This window comes from Streptomyces sp. NPDC045955 (genome assembly GCF_056430805.1).
In genome coordinates, this window is the sequence record NZ_JBWKKY010000017.1 from 36,217 (window position 1) to 52,177 (window position 15,961).

The following is a 15,961-nucleotide window of genomic DNA, read 5'->3' on the forward strand; positions in this document are numbered from 1 at the left end:
CACCTCACGATGGAACCAGCACCTCACGATGGAACCAGCACATCACGAGGAGACAGGCACCTTGGGCTTCGGCTTGGCCTTGGGTGACTTGTCGCCGGTGAACGCCTCGTACTCCTTCAGGACGTCCTCCGTCGGCCCGTCCATGAGGAGTTCCCCGCGTTCCAGCCACAGCACGCGGTCGCAGGTGTCGCGGATCGACTTGTTGTTGTGGCTGACCAGGAACACCGTCCCGGCGTGCTTGCGCAGTTCGCGGATGCGGTCCTCGGAGCGCTTCTGGAAGGAGCGGTCGCCGGTGGCCAGGGCCTCGTCGATCAGCAGGACGTCGTGGTCCTTGGCGGCGGCGATGGAGAACCGCAGCCGCGCCGCCATGCCGGAGGAGTACGTGCGCATCGGCAGCGTGATGAAGTCGCCCTTCTCGTTGATGCCGGAGAAGTCGACGATGTCCTGGTAGCGGTCCCTGACCTGCTCGCGGGACATGCCCATGGCCAGGCCGCCGAGGTGCACGTTGCGCTCGCCGGTCAGGTCGTTCATCAGGGCCGCGTTGACGCCCAGCAGGGAGGGCTGGCCGTCGGTGTAGATATGGCCGTTCTCCACGGGGAGGAGCCCGGCGACGGCCTTCAGCAGCGTCGACTTGCCGGAGCCGTTGGTGCCGATCAGGCCGATCGCCTCGCCCCGGTAGGCGACGAAGGACACGTTCTTCACGGCGTGCACACGGCGCACGCCCGCCGCCTTCTCCGTCTGCTTGCGGCGCACGATGCGGTTCAGGGCGGCGGTCGCGGAGCCGCGTCCGGCGCCGGTGCCGTTGACGCGGTAGACGATGTCGACGCCGTCGGCGACGACGGTGGGGATCCTGTCGTTGGCGATGTCAGCCACGGCCGTACGTCTCCTCAGCCTTCCAGAAGTAGATGAAACCGCCGACACCGGCGACCAGCGCCCAGCCGGCGGCGAGCGCCCACACATGGGCCGGGAGCTGGCTCGCGTGGAAGCTGTCGATCAGGGCGAAGCGCATCAGGTCGATGTAGACGGCGGCCGGGTTGGCCGAAAGCGCCACCGTCACCACGTGCGGGAGGCTGTCCTTCTGCGCCAGCTTGTCGATGCTCCACATGACGCCCGAGACGTACATCCAGGTCCGCAGCACGAACGGCATCAGCTGGGCGATGTCCGGTGTCCTGGCGCCCATCCGGGCCATGACCATGGAGACACCCGCGTTGAACGTGAACTGCAGGAACAGCGCCGGCAGCGCCAGCAGCCAGGACACGCTGACCGGCACGCCGAAGCAGAGCAGGATGACGACCAGGGCGCCCATCGAGAACAGCAGCTGCTGGAGCTGCTGGAGGCAGAACGACAGGGGCAGCGCGGCGCGCGGGAAGTGCAGGGCGCGCACCAGGCCGAGGTTGCCGGAGATGGCGCGGGTGCCCGCCATGATCGAGCTCTGCGTGAACGTCCAGATGAACACGCCCGTGACCAGGAACGGGATGTAGTCCGGGACGCCGTGCTTGGTGCCGAGCAGCACGCCGAAGATGAAGTAGTAGACCGCCGCGTTCAGCAGCGGGGTCATCACCTGCCAGACCTGGCCGAGCTTCGCCTGGCTGTACTGGGCGGTGAGCTTGGCGGTGGCGAACGCGGTGATGAAGTGGCGGCGGGCCCACAGCTGACGGACGTACTCGGGCAGGGCGGGGCGGGCGCCGCTGACGGAGAGGCCGTGGCGGGCGGCGAGGCCCGCCAGGTCGTCGTCGGCCGGGGCCGGTGCCTGGGGCGGTGTGTGGAGGACCTGGCTCACATCCGCTGCTTTCGTTCGGGAGGGGTGTGGGGGACCTGGGGGGTCGTGAAGAGCGCGGGCATGAGGCGGTTCTTACCGGACTCTTCACGGCTTCTTACGTCGGGACGGGACCGTATCGTCGCAACGTGAGCGTATGTCGTCGGGACGTCGGAACGCAACCGTTTCGTCGTGACGCCCTATGCTGTCGGCATGACGACGAAGCCCGACGAGCCCCAGCAGCCCCCGCGCCGCCGGGCCCCCGCGGGGGCCGCCGTACTGCGGGAGGACGTGACGGAAGCCATCCGGGCGGCCGTCTTCGAGGAGCTCGCGGCCGTCGGCTACGCGCGGATGTCCATCGAGGGGATCGCGCGCCGGGCCGGGGTCGGGAAGACGGCGGTGTACCGCCGCTGGCGCTCCAAGCTGCACCTGGTCCTCGACATCGTCTCGGCGCTCGCCGTGCAGGGCCTGCCCGTGCCGGACACCGGCTCGCTGGAGGGCGACCTGCGGCTGCTGTACGAGGTGACGTCCCGCGCCCTGCGCCACCCCGTCGCCTCGCAGGTCATCCCCGACCTCCAGGCCGAGGCGGCCCGCAACCCGGAGATCGCCGAGGCCCTGCAGAAGGCCCTGCGCGAGGGCCAGGACGGGGTCGCTACCGGCATCGTCACGGCGGCGGAAGCCCGCGGCGAACTCCGCCGGGGCGTCGACCACGACCTGGCCCTCGACCTGATCTCCGGCCCGCTCTACTGGCGCTCGGTGGTGATCCGCAGCCCGAAGCTGCCCAAGGGGTATCTGGGGTCGCTGGCCCGGGCCACGGCGGGGGCGTTGAAGGCGTTGTAGTTCTGCCGGACAGCCCGGGTCAGCCCCGCGCCGCCTCCGGATGCAGACGCACCCAGCCCTCCCACGCCGACGTGATCATGTCCTGGACGTCGTGCCGGGCCTTCCAGCCCAGCTCTGCGGCCGCGCGGTCGGCCGAGGCGACGACTCGGGCCGGGTCGCCCGGGCGGCGGGGCGTGACCGTGGGCGGCCGGTCGTAGCCGGTCACCGCGTTGATGCGGTCGATCATCTCGCGGACGGAGACGCCCTCGCCCCGGCCGATGTTGAGCGTGAGGTCACGGCCGGGGGAGGAGCGCAGCACCCGGGCCGCCGCGACATGGGCCTCGGCCAGGTCGACGACGTGGATGTAGTCGCGTACACAGGTGCCGTCAGGGGTCGGGTAGTCGTCGCCGAAGATGCGCGGCGGCGCGTCCTGGGTGAGCTTCTCGAAGACCATCGGGACGAGGTTGAACACGCCGACGTCCGCGAGCTCCGGGCGCGCGGCGCCGGCCACGTTGAAGTAGCGCAGGGACGCGGTCGACAGCCCGGTCGCCCGGCCCGTCGCGCGCACCAGCCACTCACCGGCCAGCTTGGTCTCGCCGTAGGGCGACATGGGCACGCGCGGGGTCTCCTCGGTGACCAGGTCCACGTCCGGCATGCCGTACACCGCCGCAGAGGAGGAGAAGACGAAGGACGGCACCCGCGCAGCCGTCACCGCGTCCAGCAGGACCCGCAGGCCCTCGACGTTCTCCCGGTAGTAGTGCAGCGGCTGCTCGACCGACTCGCCGACCTGCTTCTTGGCCGCGAGGTGGACGACGCCGGTGACCGAGTGGTCCGCGAGGGCACGCGCGAGCCGCTCGCCGTCCAGCGTCGAGCCCACCACCAGCGGCACCCCGTCGGGCACGCGCTCGGCGATACCGGTGGACAGGTCGTCGTACACCACCGCCTGTTCGCCCGCCGCGGTCATCGCCCGTACGACGTGCGCTCCGATGTATCCGGCGCCGCCGGTGATCAACCAGGTCATGTGCGGCTGTCCCCTCGTCAGGTGGCCCGTAGTGGTGCTCGTGCCGATCGTGCCGATACGTCGTCGTGCCCTCAGTGAAGCAGGCGGCGCAGCCGTCCGCGTACGACGGACAGCACACCGCGTACGCCGGGCGCCACGCGCAGCGCCAGCGCGCCCGAGTGGGTGGCGTACGGCTGTACGAGTACCACGCCGTGCCGGGCGCTCGGGACGGCGCTGCGGCGCAGCAGACCGGCGCCCGTGAGGGCGTGCGCCGTGACGTCGCGGCTCACACCGTCGCGGAAGCGGACCCGCAGGCGCAGGTCCCAGGTGCTCACGCCGGGCGCGGCCAGTGCGGGGAGGGCCACGGCCGCCTCCGCCGACCAGGTGCCGGACGACGGCACCAGCGCGGTCGTGCAGCGGACCGCCTCGTCCCCGTCGTCCCGGTGCCGCCACTCCACCTCCACCGCTTCCGGGCCCGCCTGTGCCACCCGGCCGTACAGCTCGTGCAGGCGCAGCCGGAGCCGGGCGCCACGCGCGCGGGGCCGCAGTTCCGCGTCGACGGCGAGGGGCAGCACGTGCACGGGCCGGGTGAGCAGGGGCTCCAGGGAGACCTGCGGGAGGTCCTCCGACCAGACGGGCGTGCCGTCCGCGGCCCGGGCGTACGGCGGGTACAGCCGGGCCGGGCGGGCCGCCAGCTCCCGCAGCCGGGGCAGGTCGCGCGGCTCGGGTGAGGCCAGGACGACCCGCCCCGCCAGCCGGCCGGGAGCGGCCGGGTTGCGGGCCCAGTCGTCCGCGTCGTACTCCGCGAGATGCGCCCGCGTGAGCTCCCACCACGCGCGCCGGTAGGCGGCGTCGCGCAACCCCAGCTCCCGCAGGTACATCCGCAGGTCGTGGTCGAGGAACTTGGCGCGCGCCACCCGCGCGAGTTCCTTCTGCCCGGCGCCCAGCAGGACCTCGTACGCCTGCCGGCACGCCTCCGTACGGGCCCGCCAGTTCTCGACGCCGGCCCGGTCCAGCGAGATCGACAGCCGCTCGGCGGACCGGCGCACGTGCCAGACGTACACCCGGTCCGGGACCAGGACGATGCGCGGGGCCGCGGCCAGCACGCGCGCGGTGAAGACGACGTCCTCGTAGGGGAAGCGGCCCTCGGGGAAGCGGATGCCGTGCTCGCGCAGGAAGCCGGTGCGGTAGAGCTTGTTGACGCAGAGCGTGTCATGGACCAGAAGCGGGCGCTGCGCCGGGTGCGGTACCACGGCGTGCAGCGTGTACAGGCGCGCCTGCCAGGGTACTTCGCGCCCCGACGGCAGTTCCCGGCGTACGCACAGCCCGCTCGCGACCTCCGCGTGCGCGCCCGTCGCCGCGTCGAGCAGCGCGTCGACCGCGCCGGGCGGCAGGACGTCGTCGCTGTCCAGGAACATCACGTACGGCGACGTCACCGCGTCGAGCCCGGTGTTGCGCGGGGTGCCACAGCCGCCGCTGTTGGCCCGGCGGCGGATGACCTTCAGCCGGGGCTCCGACGCGGCGAGCCGGCCGAGCAGATCCGCGCTGCCGTCCGCCGAGCAGTCGTCGACGGCCACGACCTCGCGCACGGCCGGGCCCTGGGCGAGCGCCGAGCGCACGGCGTCCGTCACATGGGCGGCGTCGTCGTAGCCGATGACCACGACGGAGACCTGGGGGAGCGGCCTCTCGGGGTTCTGTACGGCATTCATCAGAGCGGATCGTAAGCCGGGTGAATGACATGAAAGTGGTAACACACCATCAAGTGTCACCAAAGCCAGCGTAACGGCCCAGAATCGGCCCGTGATGAGCGGACAGTCCAGGGGGAGCGGCCGGTTCGGCGCGGGTGTGATGCCTGTGGCGGTTCCCCTGGCCGTTCCCGTGGCGGTTCCCATGGCGGTGATGCTCGCGATCGGGTTGTGGGGCCTGGACCGCGGTGGCATGTGGGGCGACGAGAGCGTCACCTTCCAGGTCGCGCAGCGCACGGTGCCGCAGATCTGGCGGCTGCTGCACGACGTGGACGCGGTGCACGGCCTGTACTACCTGTTCATGCACGCCGTCCTCGCCGTCCACCCGGGCGAGGTCGTCCTGCGGCTGCCGTCGGTGTGCGCGGCGACGGCGACCGCCGGCCTGGTCGCGGCCCTCGGCGTCCGGCTGGCCGGGCCGCGGGTCGGCCTGGGGGCCGGTCTCCTCTACGCGATCACGCCGATGACCGGCCACTACGCCCAGGAGGGGCGGTCGTACGCACTCGTCGCGGCGGGCGTGGCGGGGGCGACGCTGCTGCTGCTCAGGGCGGTGGCGGCGACCGCCGCCCGGGCCTGGTGGCCGTACGGGACCGTCCTCGCCCTGACCTGTGTGCTGCACGAGCTGGCGGTGCTCGTGCTGTGCGCGCACGCGCTGACGCTGGCGCTGCTGCGGGTGCCGAGGGCGGTGTGGACGGGGTGGGGGCGTGCGGCCGGGGTGGTGGTCCTGGTGCTGCTGCCGCTGGTGTGGGTGTCGCAGGGCCAGTCCGGGCAGGTGGCGTGGCTGGTCACGCCCGGCTGGGACAGGGCCGAGAGGCTGCTGCGGAATCTCTCTCCCGGCCCGGCCGGGGTGGTCTTCTGGGTGTCGCTGCCGCTCATGGCCGTCGGGCTCCGGACCCGGCGACTGGCGGCGGTGGCGCTCCCCCTGCTGCTGGCGCCACCGGTGATCCTCATGACCGTCTCGCAGGCGCGGCCGCTCTTCCACGACCGGTACGTGCTCTACTCCCTGGCGGGAGCGTCCCTGCTGGTGGCCGCCGGGGCCGCGCGGGTGGCCGGAGCGCTGGGGAGGCTGCGGTTCGACGGGCGCCGGGTACGGGTCGGCGGCCGTCAGGTGCGGGTTCTGCTGGGCGTCACCGGCGTCCTCGCCCTCACCGCCGCCTTCGTCCACCAGCTCCCCGTGCTCCGCCAGCACCGGTCCGCCGCGCACCGCCCCGACAACCTCGCCGTGGTCTCCGCGCTTGCCCTGCGCCAGATGCGCCCCGGCGACCCGGTGCTGTTCGTGCCGTCGGTCGGGAGGCTCGCCGCGCTGGCCTACCCGAAGGGGTTCCGGCAGGTCCGGGACATCGCGCTGCGGGAGTCGGCCCCGCGCTCCGGGACCCTGTGGGGCCGTGAGGCGACCCCTGCGGAGCTCCGGCACCGGCTCGCCTCGGTGGACCGCGTCTGGACCGTCGCCGAGGCATACGCGCTGGACCCGCGCTGGTCTCCGCGCGACCCGGTCGAGCGCACGAAACGCGCCGTCCTGGCGGAGGAGTTCACGGTCCGGGAGGAACACGCCCGGGGCGGGGTGGTGCTGCGCCTCCATGTCCGGAAAGCCCCGGCCGGCCCACCGCCCACGGACCACCCACCCGGCTCCGCTACGACCGCTCATCTCCCGGCGAACCGCCCTGCGGCTCCGCGAGCGCGGCCGCGTCCAGTGCCGTGGTGAGTTCGTCGACGCGGGCGCGCAGGGCGCGGATCTCGTCCGGGCCGAAGCCCGTCGAGGCGGCGATCCGGCGCGGTACCTGAAGCGCCCGCCGCCGCATCGCCGTGCCCTCCTCGGTCAGCCGCACCTCCACCGACCGCTCGTCGCGCGCACTGCGCTCCCGGCGTACGAGCCCCGCCGCCTCCAGCCGTTTGAGCAGCGGCGACAGCGTGCCGGAATCCAGGCGCAGATGCTCCCCGAGCTTCTTCACGGGCAGCTCCCCGTGCTCCCACAGCACCAGCATCACCAGGTACTGCGGGTACGTGAGCCCGAGGTCCTTGAGGATCCCGCGGTAGACGCCGTTGAAGGCGCGGGATGCCGCGTGCAGGGAGAAGCAGATCTGCTGGTCCAGGCGGAGCCAGTCGTCGTCCGGCGTGTTCATGCTTCCAGGATAGCTCGTGCCCACCATTCAATTGCGCACAACTTAATTGTGTGCTCTAATTCTGGGTGTCAGGCGGCCCGGAAGCGGGCCGCCGAACGTTGACGTGTGAGAGGGAAGGATTTCCATGGACGCGCTCTACACCGCTGTCGCCACCGCCACCCACGGCCGCGAGGGCCGCGCCGTCAGCTCCGACGGTGTGCTGGACCTCGCTCTGGGCGTACCCCAGGCGATGGGCGGCAACGGCCAGGGCACCAACCCCGAGCAGCTCTTCGCCGCCGGGTACGCCGCCTGCTTCGGCAGCGCCCTCGGCCTCGTCGGCCGCCAGGCCAAGGTCGACGTCAGCGACGCCGCCGTGACCGCCGAGGTCTCCATAGGCAAGCAGGGCGAGGGCTTCGGGCTCGCCGTCATCCTGCGCGTGGAGCTCCCCGACAGCGTGGACGAGGCGACCGGCCGCAAGCTGGTCGAGCAGGCCCACCAGGTCTGCCCGTACTCCAACGCCACGCGCGGCAACATCGAGGTCGAGCTCGTCATCGAGTAGGCACCGGCACGTCACCCCCCGACCCGCGCCAGCACCTCCCCCGTCCGTCTGCTCCACGCCACCACCACGGCCTCCTCGGGCACCGGGTGCCAGCGCGTCAGCAGCAGCCAGCGCACGTGATAGCGGCGGACGACGGCGGCCCGCTCGGCGCGGGTCGAGCCGGGGGCCAGATAGGCACGGACGTCGGCCGCCCGGCGCTCCCGCTCCCGTTCGTCGAGGGCGGGGTCGGGCCAGACGGGCGCGGCGAGGTTCGGCCCGTACCCGGCGATGGAGCGGCTGGCCAGATGCCCGTCGGTGATCACCACCTCGCCCGGCCCGATGTGCCGCGCCGCCCAGTCGTACGACGGCCAGCGCGTCGGCTGCGTGAATCCCACCGGGTCGACCGAGCGCGGCACGACCGCCCCGGCGTGCACGGTGACGAACCCGACGCACACCCCGGCCGCCGCCGCCCCGCCCAGCACCCGCCGGGCCCGCCGCCACGGCCGGGGCGCCGCCAGCTCCACCGCCAGCGCGAACTGCAGCGGCAGCAGAACGGCCCACAGGGCCCGGGCGTACGTGTAGTGCCCGCCCACCCAGCCGTAGGCCACCACCAGACCCTCCAGCAGGAACATGAGCACCAGTGGGTCCCGCACCGACCGGCGGGCCCGCAGCCAGAGCGCGGGCAGGCCGAGCAGCGCCAGCCAGGAGTTGGCGAGCATCCCCTCGTACAGCCGCCGGTGCATCGCGTCCATGCCGGTGTCGCCCACCAGCGTCAGGACGTCGTAGTACGGCCACGACACGGCGAGCGCCGCGCAGGCCCCACCGGCGAGCGCCCAGCGCGCCACGACCGGCCGGCGCCACCCCCGCTGCCGGGACGCCACGATCGCCGCCGCCCCGACGAGAGCCGAGGCCGCCGTGACGGGATGGGTGAGCAGGATCAGCCCGTACAGGACGCCGATCCCGGCGTATCCCCACCAGCCGCCGAGCCCGCTCGGGCCGACGAACCGCACGGACGGGGCGTCCTCCCGCGCGCGCAAGCAGGTCCAGGCCCACGCCCAGAACGTCAGCCCGATCGCGACCGCGGACGGATAGCCCAGGTTCGTCGTCATCGACATCAGCCCGAGGTAGCCGCTCCACAGGATCCGCGCGGTGCCCCACAGCAGCGTCATGAACAGCAGCGCCAGGACCGGCGCCCACGGGCGGGGCGTTAGGGCCCGGACGAAACGGCCGATCCCCGTCAGCAGCACCAGCAGGTGCACCGGCCCGGCAAGCTTCACGACAGCCCAGCCGGTCAGCCCCGTCAGCCGCGCCAGGACGCCCTGAGCGACGGCGTACGGCCCGTAGTACGGGCTGCCCTCGCCCGGCAGATCGGCCATGGCGTGGGCCGGATGCAGCAGGTCGGCCTTGAGACGCTCGACGACCGCCGCGTGCTGACCGGCGTCGCAGCACAGCGGGACCCGCCAGTACGCCAGCGTCATCACCAGCCAGAACAGGGCGCCGAAGAACTGGTACGGCGTCAGCCGCCCCACGCGGCCGCCGCGCAGGGCCGTCGCGCCGCGCACGGTCCGCCGGACGAGGACCTGGGCGCTCACAGGACTGTGGGAAAGGGGAGGGACTGGGGCATGCGCCGAATGTTCCCGCCCCCACCGGAGCCCTGACCCCGGGTCACTTCATCGGGTGAGACGGCTACACCCACCTGCCGATACGCCTGCCGCCGTCAGTCGCACAGCGCCCGCTCCGCCGCGACCGGCCAGCGCGCGAACCGGAACCGGGTCCGTTCGAAGGCCCCCGTGAGGTTCCGCCAGAACCGCTCAGGGGTCAGCGGCGCGCGCACCGACTCCCTCAGCTCGGCCAGCTCACCGCAGCCCAGCGCGGCCCGGGCCGCCTCGACCGCCTCCCGCGGGGCCCCGGCCCGCAGCAGGTCGCGCTGCGGCGGATGCTCCACCGCCCACTCCGCGAAGACCCAGTGATTGCGCAGGAACTTCTCGTGCCCGGGCCAGCTCCACCGCTCCAGCGCGAGATGCGCGCCGATGGGACTGGCCAGCCCCCAGGCGTCGTTGACATAGGCGTCGAGCGGTGCCGCGGCTCCCGTGACACCGAGATGACGTCCCACGATCACCACCTGGTACGGGGAGTCCTCGCGCATCGGCGTGGCGTGCAGCCGGCGCGCGGCGTCGAAGTACAGCAGGGTCGGCCGGGGCGCCCGAGCGGCCCGCGCCAGCATGGCGCGCCCTTCCGGCAGGGCCGGCCAGTTGTCCACCCAGGTGGCGGTGCGCACCGGATTGTGGTCGCCGAGGCCCTCCACGTCGGAGCTGCGCACGTTGAAGGAGCCGGGCGTGCTGCGCACGTCGAACGGCGTCCGCAGCGGGCTGACCGCCGCGCCCAGCCACACCAGCAGCAGCGCGGCCGCGACCCCCGTGAACCGGGTCGCGGGTACGACCAGCACCGGCAGGAGCAGCAGCAGGAGCGCGGGCAGGATCATGCGGGCGTGCATGTAGTCGCCGCCGACACGGACGACGTACCCGGCGAGCAGCGCACCCGCCGCGAGCGGTGCAAGCAGCACCGCGAGCGAGGCCCGCCCCGGGGCGCGGTCCCGCCGTGCCGGCCGGGTGCGCCGCACGAGGAGGACGGCCAAGGCGGCGAGCACGGGCACGACGGGCCACAGCCAGTAGGGCCCGAGCGTCTCCTGCACATAGCCGGCGCCCCGGCCCCAGTCGCTGGCGCTCGCCTCCTTGGCGACGGCGGGCAGCGGCACCAGGATCCCGTAGTACCCCGCGCGGAACACCTCGTACGCCAGCGGCAGCGCCACCGCCGAGGCCGCCGTCGCCGCGGTGCCCCGCCGGGACGGGCGCAGTACCCACCACTGCGCGGCCAGGAAGCAGACCGTGACCACCGCCAGATCGGGCCGGACCAGCGGCCCCAGCCCGAACACGAAGGCGGCGGCGTACGTCACCCGGGCCCGCTGACCGCGCCGGACGCCCGTCAGCAGCCACCACGACAGGCCGGTCCAGAAGGTGCCAAGGCCGCTCTCCAGGCCGGAGGTCATGTACGACCAGAACGGCGGCACGGCCGGCAGCACGAACACACCGGCCGGGAGCAGCAGACCCGCGCCCCGGTGCAGCCGGCACGTGGCGATCAGGGCGAGCGCGAATCCGACCGTGCTCAGCAGCAGCCCGAGCCCGACCGCGAGGAACGCCGGGTCCTCGCCGGTGGCCCAGGTGCCGAGCGCGAGCAGCCACTGCCACAGGGTGCCGGTCGAACTCTCCGCCCGTTCCCCGACGTTGAACACGGGCCCGTTGCCCGCGAGGATCTGCCGGACCGGACGCAGGTAGATCAGCCCGTCGTCGCAGATCCAGCGCCGCCGGTAGCCCAGCACGAACAGGACCGCGGTCGGTACGGCGACCAGGGCCGCGTGCCACCAGTGCACCGGCCGCAGCCGCCCGACGACGGCCGGCGGCCGTGCCGAGGAGGCCCGCTGGCCGGGCAGGGAGGGAACGGCCTCGGGGGTGGCGGGAGTTGTCATCGCTCGATCAGCGCCCCCGACCGGGCAGGCAGCCCCGGGGTGCGGCGGGCCGCGGGCAGCAGCGCACCGCCCCGCTCGCCCAGCATCAGCAGGCGTACGACACGCTCGGCGGCCCGCCCGTCCTCGAACTCGCAGTACCGGTCCCGGAAGCCCGCCCGCAGCCGCGCCGACTCCGCGTCCTGCCAGGTGCCGGACGCGAACAGCCAGGTCAGTTCCCGGTACGAGCGCGACACGTGCCCCGGTGCGTCCGCCGTGATGTCGAAGTAGGCGCCCCGGCTCGCCGTGAACGCGCCCCAGTCGTCGGCGTGCACCACGACCGGCCGGTCCAGGAGGACGTAGTCGAACATCAGGGCGGAGTAGTCGGTGACCAGCGCGTCGGCGGCGAGCAGCACGTCCTCGACGTGCGGCTCGTCGGTCGCGTCCACCACCACGCCCCGCCGGTGCAGGTCGGCGAGGCCCAGACCGCGCGCCACACCCCCGGCCAGCGAGGGGTGCAGGCGGACGACGAGCGTGTGGCCGGGGCCGAGGTCCGCGGCGAACCGGGCCAGGTCGAACCGGTCGACGTGACCGCCCCGCCGGTAGTCGCGGCGGGTCGGCGCGTACAGCACGACCGTGTGGCCGGCGGGGATGCCGAGCCGCTCGCGGACGGCCGGGCCCCGCTCCGGGCCGGCGCCGACCAGCACGTCGTTGCGCGGGCTGCCGGTCCTCAGCGAGGTGAAGTGGCACGGGTACGCCCGCTCCCAGGCCCGCTCCGCGTGCCGGCCCGCGACCAGGCTGTAGTCCCAGCGGTCGGCGCGGCGCAGCATCTGCGGCACGTCGAAGCCGTGCCGGGCGCCCGGCTTGGTCAGCAGGTCGGCGCCCATGTACTTGAGCGGGGTGCCCTGATGGGTGTGGATGTGGACGCTGCCGGGCCGCTTGGCCAGGGTGCCGGGCCAGTTGACGTTGTTCACCCAGTACGTGGCCCGCGCCATGACCTCGTGGTAACGCCGCGAGCCCGGGGTGACGTGGTCGATGCCGGGCGGCAGCGCGTCCACCGCGTCCTCCCGGACCACCCACACGCCCCGGATGTGCGGGGCGAGTTCGCGGGCCTTGGCGTGGATCGCGGCCGGGTCGCCGGACACGCCCCGATGGTGGGTCGCCGAGTAGACGGCGAGATGCGGATCGAGGGGCCGCTTCGACTGCGCCCGGTACCAGGTGCGCACGGCGGTCTCCGACGCCTTCCGCGCCACCCGCCGCTGCCCGTCCAGGACGGCCGCGCGCATGTCCCGCAGTCCCCGCACCGCCGCGTACGAGGCGTAGGGCGCCGACGCCAGAAGCCGCATCTCGACCCCGCGCCAGCCCTCCGGCTTGGGGAACCCGCCCTCGGGGAGGTGACGGCGGTGGAAGGAGCGGATCTCGCGGTAGAAGTCGCCCCGGTCCGCGGGCCGTACCCGGTCCTCCCGGGCCAGCACGAACAGCATGTGGTCCAGGGCCCGCTCCAGCAGCGGTGGCCGCGCCCAGTCGAGGTCGGGGCGCTGCTCAAGGAACGCGAACAGGCCCTCGTACTGCGGGAAGATATCGAAGTGCCGGCGCCCCGGCGTCTTGGTGATCGCGCCCTGCCGGCGCTGCCGGTACTCCACGCCGATCCGGTCCAGGCAGGCGATACGGTCCGCCAGCACCATCGACCGGTAGGTGACCGGCGCGTCCTCGTACAGACCCGACGCGTACCGCAGGCCGTGCTCCTGGAAGAAGGACCGGCGGTACGCCTTGTTCCAGGCGACCAGGAAGAGATTCAGGTACTGCGGGCTCTCCCGGATGCCGAAGGTGTCCGTGCCCGCCGCGGCCAGCAGGTCCGCCGCCTCGCTGCGCCCGCCCCGGCCCCACCAGTAGGTGCGCACGTGGTCGAAGACCAGGATGTCCGGGTCGGCGGTCGCTTCGAGGCGCGCGGCGACGGCCGCCAGCAGGCCCGGCGTGTAGTGGTCGTCGCTGTCGAGGAACAGGACGTAGTCGCCGGCCGCCTGCTCCAGACCGGCGTTGCGGGCTCCGCCGAGGCCGACGTTCTCGGGCAGGTGCAGCACCCGCACCCGGGCGTCGCGGGCCGCGTACTCGTCGAGGATCGCACCGCTGCCGTCCGGCGAGTGGTCGTCCACGGCGATCACCTCGAAGTCGCCGTACGACTGGCCGAGCACCGAGTCGAGGCACTCGCGCAGGAAACCCTGCACCTTGTAGACGGGGACGATGATGCTGAAGCGGGGCACGTCTTCGGTCAGCTCCTTACGAGGGTGGCGGCGGGGGCCGGGACACGCTCCGCGAGCGGGATCACGGGCGGGATCGACTCGGGCGGCTCCCCCAGCAGCACCCGGCGTACGACGCGCTCGGCGGCCCGCCCGTCGTCGAACTGGCAGAAGCGCTCACGGAACGCGGCGCGCAGGGCCGTGGCGGACTCGTCCGCCCAGCCGCCGTCGCGGAAGAGGGCCGCCAGTTCCCCGGGCGTACGGGCGACCCGGCCGGGCGGGAGCCGCATCAGGTCGAAGTAGACGCCGCGCAGCTCCCGGTAGACCTCCCAGTCGTCGGCGTACACGACGATCGGCCGGTCCAGGTTGGCGTAGTCGAACATGATCGACGAGTAGTCGGTGATCAGCGCGTCGGCGGCCAGGCACACGTCCTCCGAGGAGCGGTGCCCGGTGACGTCGATGATCCGGCCGCCGCCCCGGCTCGCCCCCTGGTCGTAGAAGTAGTGGGCGCGCAGCAGCACCACGTAGTCGTCGCCGATCGCCTCGCAGAACTCCGCCAGGTCCAGGCCCGACGCGAAGCCGGTGGCGTAGTCGCGGTGCGTGGGCGCGTAGAGCAGGGCCTTCTTGCCGTCCGGGACGCCCAGCTCCTTGCGGACGCGGGCGACGTCCTCGGCGGACGCCGTGCAGTAGACGTCGTTGCGCGGATAGCCGTACTCAAGGGTCTCGTGCGCGCCCGGGAACGCCTTCTCCCACATCTCGGTGGAGTGCCGGTTGGAGGTGAGGTTGTAGTCCCAGCGGTCGACCCGGGCCAGCAGCCTGGTGAAGCTGCCGGTCGCCGCGGCCACCACGGGGTATGTCGCCTGGTCGGCGCCCATCTTCTTCAGCGGTGTGCCGTGCTGGGTCTGCAGGTGCACGCTGCCGGGGCGTTTGACGACGGCGTCCGCGAAGTTGGCGTTGTTGACGAGGTACTTGGCGCGGGCCAGCACCTGCCAGTACGTCCGGCTGCCGATCACCGCGTACTCCACGTCCGGCGGCATGGCGCCCACCGCCTCCGGCTGCACCAGGAACACCGCACGCAGGTGCGGGGCGAGTTCACGGGCCTTGGCGTGGATCGCGGCCGGGTTGCAGGCGTAGCCGCGGCCCCAGTACGCGCAGTACACGACGAGGTTCTCGTCGAGGGGGAGCCGCAGGGCCGCCGCGTACCGCAGGCGGGTGCGCAGTCCCCTCGGGCGCGGGAGCAGCGCGGCGGCTCCCGCGGCCCTCCGGTTGGCGGCGCGCAGGGTGCGGAACGCGGCGTACGATCCGGCCGCCAGCAGCCGGTGCTGGACGCCGAGGCTGCCGCCGGGCGGCCGGTAGCCCGCGGGGCGGTGCTGTCGGTACAGGGCGCTCGCCCGGCGGAAGAAGGCCCGCCGCCCGGCCGGCAGCCACCGGGGGTGGGCGGCTGTCTTCAGCACGGCGGCGAAGAGCTGCTCGAACAGCGGCCCCAGCCGGTCCGCGGGCAACCCCTGCTCCGCGGCCCGCGTCAGCACCAGTTCGGTCTGGTCGAGCAGCTCGGTGTGGTGCTCTCCGGGCAGGTGGAGGCGGTTGCCCTGCCGGCGCAGCAGATGCCGGACGACGACCGCGCGCAGGGCCGCCATCCGCTCCGCCCGCAGGGCTACCAGACCGCCGAACCCGGTGTCGGTGAAGTGGTCCCCGGGGAAGGTGAGGTTCTGCTCGGTGAGGAAGGCCCGGCGGTAGGCCGCGCTCCACGCCGGCAGCGTCACGCCCGTCAGCCGTGGCGCCCGGGCGGGGGAGAAGGCCCCGTCCGGTGTTCCGGCCAGCAGGGGCGCGGCCGGGTTGGCGGGCTCGCCCTCCCACCAGGGGGTGCGCTCGTGCTCGAAGTACAGGACGTCGACGTCACCCACGGCGCTCAGCCGGGCGTCCAGCGCCGCCAGTGCCCCCGGGACCAGGACGTCGTCGCCGTCGAGGAACAGCACATGGCCGCCGACGGCCGACCGCAGCCCGGTGTTGCGCGCCCCGGCCAGACCCGCCGACGGCGGCGAGTGGACCGGCGTCACCCGGGAGTCCCGCTCGGCGTACCCGGCGACGACGTCCGCCGCGGGTGAGTCGGGGGCGTCGCACACCGGGATCAGCTCGAAGTCGCCGAACGGCTGGTCGAGGATCGAGTCCAGCGCCTGGGACAGCCGGCCCGCGACCCCATGGGACGGGACGACGATGCTGAAGCGGGGCATTCTGCTCTCTCTGTCGAGGGTCGGGGGTCTTCGGAAGCGG

General features: G+C 73.4%; 12 protein-coding genes. 3 read left to right on the plus strand and 9 right to left on the minus strand.

All coding sequences use genetic code 11. The features are described from left to right. Positions 1 to 42 precede the first annotated feature (42 nt). Together AC07F0_RS29725 and AC07F0_RS29730 are read right to left on the minus strand one after the other, a co-directional pair. The gene (locus tag AC07F0_RS29725; protein WP_436731416.1) at positions 43 to 873 is read right to left on the minus strand and encodes an ABC transporter ATP-binding protein; all 831 of its coding nucleotides are present in this window, start codon (positions 871 to 873) and stop codon (positions 43 to 45) included. Next, positions 866 to 1,780, minus strand: coding sequence for an ABC transporter permease (locus AC07F0_RS29730; protein WP_478983121.1), 915 nt, complete (start codon positions 1,778 to 1,780; stop codon positions 866 to 868). The genes AC07F0_RS29725 and AC07F0_RS29730 overlap by 8 nt, the downstream gene beginning before the upstream one ends. A gap of 189 nt (positions 1,781 to 1,969) precedes the next feature. Here AC07F0_RS29730 and AC07F0_RS29735 point away from each other — a divergent pair, with 189 nt between their 5' ends. Next, positions 1,970 to 2,596: a TetR/AcrR family transcriptional regulator gene (locus AC07F0_RS29735; protein WP_436730216.1), complete on the plus strand. Its 627-nt coding sequence runs from the start codon at positions 1,970 to 1,972 to the stop codon at positions 2,594 to 2,596. A 19-nt stretch (positions 2,597 to 2,615) separates the two neighbouring features. Here AC07F0_RS29735 and galE read toward each other — a convergent pair whose 3' ends face one another. After that, a complete protein-coding gene (galE, locus tag AC07F0_RS29740; protein ID WP_478983122.1) occupies positions 2,616 to 3,596 on the minus strand; it encodes a UDP-glucose 4-epimerase GalE in 981 nt (326 codons plus the stop codon). Positions 3,597 to 3,667: 71 nt separating this feature from the next. Continuing rightward, a complete protein-coding gene (locus AC07F0_RS29745; RefSeq protein ID WP_478983123.1) occupies positions 3,668 to 5,284 on the minus strand; it encodes a glycosyltransferase family 2 protein in 1,617 nt (538 codons plus the stop codon). Between the two features lie 169 nt (positions 5,285 to 5,453). On the opposite strand from AC07F0_RS29745, the gene AC07F0_RS29750 reads away from it, so the two are divergent. Continuing rightward, positions 5,454 to 7,019 (plus strand): glycosyltransferase family 39 protein, encoded by a 1,566-nt coding sequence (locus AC07F0_RS29750; RefSeq protein WP_478983124.1) that lies wholly within the window; start codon positions 5,454 to 5,456, stop codon positions 7,017 to 7,019. On the opposite strand, the gene AC07F0_RS29755 is transcribed toward AC07F0_RS29750, so the two are convergent. Next, positions 6,949 to 7,437, minus strand: a complete 489-nt coding sequence (locus AC07F0_RS29755) for a MarR family winged helix-turn-helix transcriptional regulator (RefSeq protein ID WP_478983125.1) — start codon at positions 7,435 to 7,437, stop codon at positions 6,949 to 6,951. The genes AC07F0_RS29750 and AC07F0_RS29755 overlap by 71 nt on opposite strands. Before the next feature lie 124 nt (positions 7,438 to 7,561). Between AC07F0_RS29755 and AC07F0_RS29760 the strand changes: the two genes are divergently transcribed. Continuing rightward, positions 7,562 to 7,975: an organic hydroperoxide resistance protein gene (locus tag AC07F0_RS29760; RefSeq protein ID WP_436730220.1), complete on the plus strand. Its 414-nt coding sequence runs from the start codon at positions 7,562 to 7,564 to the stop codon at positions 7,973 to 7,975. Positions 7,976 to 7,986: 11 nt separating this feature from the next. Here the strand turns inward: AC07F0_RS29760 and AC07F0_RS29765 are convergent, their stop codons facing one another. The 4 genes from AC07F0_RS29765 to AC07F0_RS29780 form a co-directional block, all read right to left on the minus strand. Beyond that, entirely contained in the window at positions 7,987 to 9,546 is a 1,560-nt protein-coding gene (locus AC07F0_RS29765) for a hypothetical protein (protein ID WP_478983126.1), read from the minus strand. Positions 9,547 to 9,671: 125 nt separating this feature from the next. Beyond that, positions 9,672 to 11,477: an arabinofuranosyltransferase AftB family protein gene (locus tag AC07F0_RS29770; RefSeq protein ID WP_478983127.1), complete on the minus strand. Its 1,806-nt coding sequence runs from the start codon at positions 11,475 to 11,477 to the stop codon at positions 9,672 to 9,674. Next, a complete protein-coding gene (locus AC07F0_RS29775; RefSeq protein WP_478983128.1) occupies positions 11,474 to 13,714 on the minus strand; it encodes a bifunctional glycosyltransferase/CDP-glycerol:glycerophosphate glycerophosphotransferase in 2,241 nt (746 codons plus the stop codon). Before AC07F0_RS29775 ends, AC07F0_RS29770 begins: the two co-directional genes overlap by 4 nt. An 8-nt stretch (positions 13,715 to 13,722) precedes the next feature. Then, positions 13,723 to 15,921: a bifunctional glycosyltransferase/CDP-glycerol:glycerophosphate glycerophosphotransferase gene (locus AC07F0_RS29780; protein ID WP_478983129.1), complete on the minus strand. Its 2,199-nt coding sequence runs from the start codon at positions 15,919 to 15,921 to the stop codon at positions 13,723 to 13,725. Positions 15,922 to 15,961: the final 40 nt, after the last annotated feature.